Annotated in this window: 5 protein-coding genes; 2 read left to right on the top strand and 3 right to left on the bottom strand. The window is 45.1% G+C overall.

What is annotated here, in order from left to right; translation table 11 throughout:
- Window positions 1-2 precede the first annotated feature (2 nt).
- Both ACFI6G_RS15455 and ACFI6G_RS15460 read right to left on the bottom strand, forming a co-directional pair.
- Window positions 3-1016, bottom strand: a complete 1014-nt coding sequence (locus ACFI6G_RS15455) for an aspartate-semialdehyde dehydrogenase (protein WP_010436890.1) — start codon at window positions 1014-1016, stop codon at window positions 3-5.
- A gap of 12 nt (window positions 1017-1028) precedes the next feature.
- Window positions 1029-2162, bottom strand: coding sequence for a 4-phosphoerythronate dehydrogenase (locus ACFI6G_RS15460; protein WP_462710347.1), 1134 nt, complete (start codon window positions 2160-2162; stop codon window positions 1029-1031).
- 48 nt (window positions 2163-2210) lie between these two features.
- Between ACFI6G_RS15460 and ACFI6G_RS15465 the strand changes: the two genes are divergently transcribed.
- Entirely contained in the window at window positions 2211-2552 is a 342-nt protein-coding gene (locus ACFI6G_RS15465) for a hypothetical protein (protein ID WP_010436885.1), read from the top strand.
- A 140-nt stretch (window positions 2553-2692) separates the two neighbouring features.
- On the opposite strand, the gene fabB is transcribed toward ACFI6G_RS15465, so the two are convergent.
- Window positions 2693-3904, bottom strand: a complete 1212-nt coding sequence (gene fabB / locus ACFI6G_RS15470; protein ID WP_010436883.1) for a beta-ketoacyl-ACP synthase I — start codon at window positions 3902-3904, stop codon at window positions 2693-2695.
- A gap of 128 nt (window positions 3905-4032) precedes the next feature.
- Here fabB and mnmC point away from each other — a divergent pair.
- The coding region (mnmC, locus tag ACFI6G_RS15475; RefSeq protein WP_462710348.1) for a bifunctional tRNA (5-methylaminomethyl-2-thiouridine)(34)-methyltransferase MnmC2/FAD-dependent 5-carboxymethylaminomethyl-2-thiouridine(34) oxidoreductase MnmC1 at window positions 4033-6043 on the top strand (2011 nt) is incomplete at its 3' end.

Raw genomic sequence — 6043 nt, forward strand, 5'->3', positions numbered from 1 at the left:
GCTTAGAAGTAATCGCGAATCAGAACTTCAGCGATTTGTACTGCGTTTGTCGCCGCACCTTTACGAACGTTATCAGCAACCACCCACATGTTCACGCCGCTGTGGTGGCTGATGTCGTTACGAATACGACCAACCATAACGTGGTCTTTACCACCAGCATCACGAACCTGAGTTGGGAAGTCGAGCGCTTGGAATACTTCAACACCTTCTGTGTTCTCTAGAAGCTGAACCACTTGTTCTGCACCGATTGGCGCGCGAGTTTCAATGTGTAGAGATTCAGCGTGACCGTAGAATACAGGTACGCGAACACACGTTGGGTTCACTGTGATTGAAGAATCAGCAAAGATCTTTTGAGTTTCCCAAACCATCTTCATCTCTTCACGCGTGTAGCCGTTCTCAGTAAACTCATCGATTTGAGGAATACAGTTGAACGCGATCTGCTGTGAGAACGCTGAATTTTCAGCTGGCATGCCGTTAAGAAGCTTAGCCGTTTGACCTGCTAGCTCATCGATACCCGGCTTACCTGCACCAGACACAGATTGGTAAGTTGAAACGTTAATACGCTCAAGACCGACTTCATCGTGAATTGGTTTTAGTGCTACAACCATTTGGATAGTAGAACAGTTAGGGTTCGCAATGATGTTACGGTTACGGAACTCAGCAATCGCTTCAGGGTTCACTTCTGGCACAACCAGAGGAACATCGTATTCGTAACGAAAGCGTGATGTGTTATCGATAACAACCACACCTTCATCCGCAGCAATTGGAGCCCAACGCTCAGAAAGCTCGCTACCAGCAGAGAAAAACGCAATATGTACTTGAGACCAATCGAAGTCTTCTACGTTTTGTACTTGTATTGTTTTGCCGTTAAAACGGGAAGTTTTGCCTTCACTACGTTCACTTGCTAGTAAGTGCAGTTCACCGACAGGGAATTTACGCTCTTTAAGTACTTCAAGAATGGTTTCACCAACCGCACCAGTCGCACCTAAAATAGCAATATTAAATTCTTGGCTCATTGTTTCTCTCTTTTATAAAGTTGGCTTTACCATAAAACCGAGTTTAGATAACGGCGTTAAATTACAAGATTCGTCGCCCGTTAACTCGACTGCACTGTACTCTCTACGGTCCCAATATTCTTTACGCATCTTATCAAAAGAACCCGGCGTAGAGATATTGCGACGGAATAAGGCGTCGTCTTTGCGCACATCATAGATCAACTGAGTCAAATTGTGCAGTGTTGCTTCATCCCAAGCTCTATCTAATTTCATTTGAGGCACTGGGGCTATCGGCAGAAGATCGCTTGCATAAGCACGTTGTTCAGTACCTAAAAATTCACAATAACTGTTGAAGATCATCGTAGTACCGCGCGCTTTGCCCTCTAAACCGTAGCCCGCTACGTGAGGTGTTGCAAAAGCTAATAATGGAAGAAGCTCAAAGTCGACTTCAGGCTCAAACTCAAATACATCCAGAACCGCAGTAAAACCGTCAGCTTTTTGCAGACGAGCTTTTAGCGCTTGGTTGTCGACAATCGGGCCACGCGCAGCATTAATTAGGATCTGATCAGCGCGGAAGTTATTCAGCACTTTTTCGTTAATCATGTGGTGCGTTGGAAATTCGCCCGTCTTGGTGATAGGTGTATGCAAAGTAATTACATCAGATTGTTCTAACAACGTTTCAAGGTCGGTGAACTCACGAGTATCACCCTCTTGCTGTTTTAGAGGGTCGTTCAGCAAGACTTTAATGCCAATACCTTCTAAGCACTTCGCTAAGTAGCTACCTACCTGACCACAACCGATAATACCGACCGTTTTGTCAAATACAGAGAAGCCTTGTTGCTGCGCAAGCACCATCATCGCGCTGAAGGCATACTCAGCAACACCCACCTTGTTACAGCCAGGCGCTGCAGTAAAGAAAATACCACGCTCTTTCATCAATTCTTGGTCGACGTGATCCATACCAGCTGTTGCAGTTCCAACAAACTTAAGCTTGTTCGCTTTGCTGATCAGCACTTCATTGACCTTAGTCACCGAGCGAATCATCAGAGCATCTACGTCAACAAGATCGTCAGCGGTTAGCGTTCGACCGGACTTCATTGTCACTTCACCTAGCTGGCTAAAAAGCGCTTCAGCATAAGGCATATTTTCATCGATTAAGATTTTCATTGGGAAGGTACTTTCGTTGGGGTCTGTCGACCTTAAATGTGAATTGAAATGATTGTGCAAAATTCCACACTCGGTGTCGAGTCGCAATTGGAATACATTATAAATAAAGGGCTGAATCGCCTAGTCTGCACAAACAAGAACAGAAATAAGAACCAATACCTAAAATCAAAAAGTAAAAGTCAGAAGACTAAAACGAAAAATGCCCGATTGAATAAACAATCGGGCAAACATCCAGAACAAAAGGATCCTATCTCGCTCTCCAGGAGACAGAGTCTTGCGTCTGTTCAACCAGTACTAACCAAAGTCACTACTGGTCAAGCTCTGGAAACCTTTCAACTTCTAAATCTTGATTTAAAAAGCCATTTTCTAAAGCGAAGCTTACAAAGCTAAGGTTAAAAAACACGCTTAAAACCCTATTTATAAAAGCTATGTTCTGATGGTCATGATTACTGAGTGGCCTGTGCGTGTTGAATCTGCACTCACGTCACCCATTAACGATTAACCTTTTATTAATTTAACCTTGGCTTCAGTTAGCCTTGGTATTTTTTGATTACTAGCGTTGCGTTCGTACCACCGAAACCAAAGCTGTTAGACATAACCGTTGTTAGCTCTTGCTCACGAGCTTCCGTTACGATGTCTAGGCCTGCGCCTGCTTCGTCTAGGTTTGCAACGTTAATGCTTGGAGCGATAAAGCCGTTATCAAGCATTAGTGTTGAGTAAATTGCTTCGTGTACACCAGCTGCACCTAGAGCGTGACCTGTCATCGCTTTAGTTGCTGAGATTGCTGGGCTGTTGCCGCCAAATACTTCTTGGATTGCGCCAAGTTCTTTAACGTCACCAACAGGAGTTGAAGTACCGTGAGTGTTCACGTAGTCAACACCATCAACGTTTTGCATTGCCATCTTCATACAACGAACCGCGCCTTCACCAGAAGGAGCAACCATGTCGTAGCCATCTGAAGTTGCGCCGTAACCCACGATCTCGCCGTAGATTTTTGCGCCACGAGCAACTGCGTGCTCAAGCTCTTCGATTACTAGCATGCCGCCGCCACCAGAGATAACGAAACCGTCACGGTCTGCATCGTAGGTACGAGAAGCCAATTCTGGCGTGTCGTTATATTTAGTAGAAAGAGCGCCCATTGCGTCGAACATCATAGTCAGAGACCAATCCAGTTCTTCACCGCCACCAGCGAATACAACGTCTTGTTTACCCAGTTGGATAAGCTCCATTGCGTGACCAATACAGTGTGCAGATGTCGCACATGCAGAGCTCATAGAGTAGTTCACGCCACGGATTTTGAATGGTGTAGCAAGACAAGCCGAAACCGTCGAAGCCATTGTACGTGGAACCATGTATGGACCAACGCGCTTAACGCCTTTTTCACGGATGATGTCTACAGCGTTAACTTGGTTTAGAGATGAAGCACCACCTGAACCCGCAACGATACCTGTGCGGTCATTAGATACTTGATCTTCAGTTAAACCAGAGTCAGCAATTGCTTGCTCCATTGAAAGATAAGCGAATGCCGCTGCATCACCCATAAAGCGCATTTTTTTGCGATCGATATGGTCAGCAGGGTTCATTTTCAGGTTACCCCAAACTTGAGAGCGCAAGCCATTTTCCTTGAACTGCTCTGAAGCGGTAATACCTGATTTACCCTCTTTCAGTGATGCTAAAACTTCTTCGACGTTGTTACCGATACTTGAAACAATACCCATACCGGTGATTACGACTCGTTTCATGTGACATTCCTATAATTCTAAATTCAGCTAGATGATAACTAAGAAGCCTAACAAAAGTGGTCAGCTTTCCTAGAAATTCGTACAATCCCTACCAACATATCGCTTCAAATCACAAAATGATAGATTTTATGACTTCAATTACTAATGCAGAACTGGAATGGAATGAGTCTGGCACGCCAGTTTCAGACCAATTTGACGACGTTTACTTCTCTAATGTTAACGGTTTAGAAGAAACTCGCTACGTCTTTTTAAAACAAAACCACCTTCCAGAGCGTTGGGTTGAACATCAACAACGCCGTTTTGTGATTGCTGAAACCGGTTTTGGTACAGGTTTAAACTTTCTCGCAGTCTGGCAATGGTTCGATGCTTTTCTTAAAGATAACCCACAAGCGATGACCAAAGAGTTACATTTCATCAGTTTTGAAAAATATCCTTTGAATAAAGATGATCTGATCAAAGCGCACCAATCTTGGCCTGAACTAGCCCAGTATGCGACGCAACTCCAAGAACACTATCCGATTGCTCTGCCGGAATGTCACCGCATTGTGTTGGGCGATGGCGCGATCACACTCGATTTATGGTTTGGTGATATTAAAGATTGTATGCCAAACGTGCCGACCCCGCAGGAAGGTTTGGTTGACGCTTGGTTCTTAGATGGTTTTGCGCCAAGTAAGAACCCTGAAATGTGGAATCAAAACCTATTCAACGGCATGGCCAAACTGGCAAAACAAGATTGCAGCTGTGCAACGTTTACCGCTGCCGGCTTTGTTCGCCGCGGTTTAATCGAAGCCGGCTTTGTAATGAAAAAAGTTAAAGGCTTTGGTACTAAGCGTGAAATGATTGCAGGCCGCCTTGACGAAAAGCACGCTCATACCAACATCAAACCTTGGTATGGCCTAGCTCAACACAGTGGTTCACAAGATATCGCCATTATCGGTGGTGGTGTTGCCAGCGCTGCATTAGCCAAAACGCTAAGCCGCCGTGATAAAAACATCACCCTTTACTGTGAACACCCACAAGCAGCGGGCAATGCCTCAGGCAATAACCAAGGTGCGATTTATCCATTATTGAGCGAAGCGACCTCGAACGTGTCTCGCATTTTTGGCCCTGGGTTACTGTTTGCTCGTCAATTTATTAATCAAGCAGCTCAGTCTATTCAATTTGACCACAGCTGGTGTGGCGTAAATATTCTGATGTGGGATGAAGGTTCAACCAAAAAGCTCAATCGCATGTTGGAAGGCAACTTCCACACCGACCTAATTCAGCGTTTGTCGCCAGAACAAGCGAATGAAAAGATTGGCTTACCGGTTGATAAAGAGAGTGTTTACTTTCCATTGGGTGGGTGGCTAAGCCCTCTTCAGCTTACTCGAGGTTTGATTAGCAAGTTAGAAGAAACCAACCAAGTGAGTGCGCACTATCAACATCAAGTAACTCAACTTGAGTGGCTCGAAGTTGAACAACAATGGCAACTCACCATTAATACACCACAAGGTACGATTCAAACTAAACATGACCAAGTAGTCGTTGCGAACGGCCACAAGTTCACCCAGTTTGAGCAGACTCAACCCGTACCTCTTACTCCGGTTAAAGGCCAAGTAAGCCATATTCCGACCACGGAAAACTTAACCAAGCTAAAAACCGTGTTGTGCTTTGATGGTTACCTAACGCCGCAAAATCCAAATAACGGTCACCACTGTATTGGCGCGAACTACGACAAAACCAATATCGACCAAGAGTTTGATATTGAGGTTCAGAAACATAATGGTGAGCGCCTGAACGGATCGCTGCCAGACCAAGAGTGGACAAAAGATGTCGACACCAGTGACAACTTAGCGCGCCAAGGTATCCGAAGCGTAAGCCGAGATCACCTACCATTTGTCGGCAATGTGGGCAATTTCGAATCGATCAAAGAGCAATACCAAGGCCTGCACAACTTCAACCCTCAACAAGATTCGGTTGAGGATGTTCAAACGGTAACGAGCTTCCCTAACCTTTATTGCTTTATTGGACTAGGCTCACGCGGCTTAAGCTCTGCGCCATTATTAGCTGAAGTGTTAGCAGCACAAATGTGTGGCAATCCGCTGCCTTTGCCTGTTGATGTGCTTGAGGCTATTCACCCAAGCAGAATGTGGGTTCGTA

This window comes from Vibrio sp. PSi01 (assembly GCF_054960695.1).

Bases quoted from the DNA above. Each gene is read 5' to 3' on its own strand.
- fabB (WP_010436883.1), bottom strand. From the start codon at position 3,904: ATGAAACGAGTCGTAATCACCGGTATGGGTATTGTTTCAAGTATCGGT.
- ACFI6G_RS15455 (WP_010436890.1), bottom strand. From the start codon at position 1,016: ATGAGCCAAGAATTTAATATTGCTATTTTAGGTGCGACTGGTGCGGTT.
- ACFI6G_RS15460 (WP_462710347.1), bottom strand. From the start codon at position 2,162: ATGAAAATCTTAATCGATGAAAATATGCCTTATGCTGAAGCGCTTTTT.
- ACFI6G_RS15465 (WP_010436885.1), top strand. From the start codon at position 2,211: ATGATTGTGCAAAATTCCACACTCGGTGTCGAGTCGCAATTGGAATAC.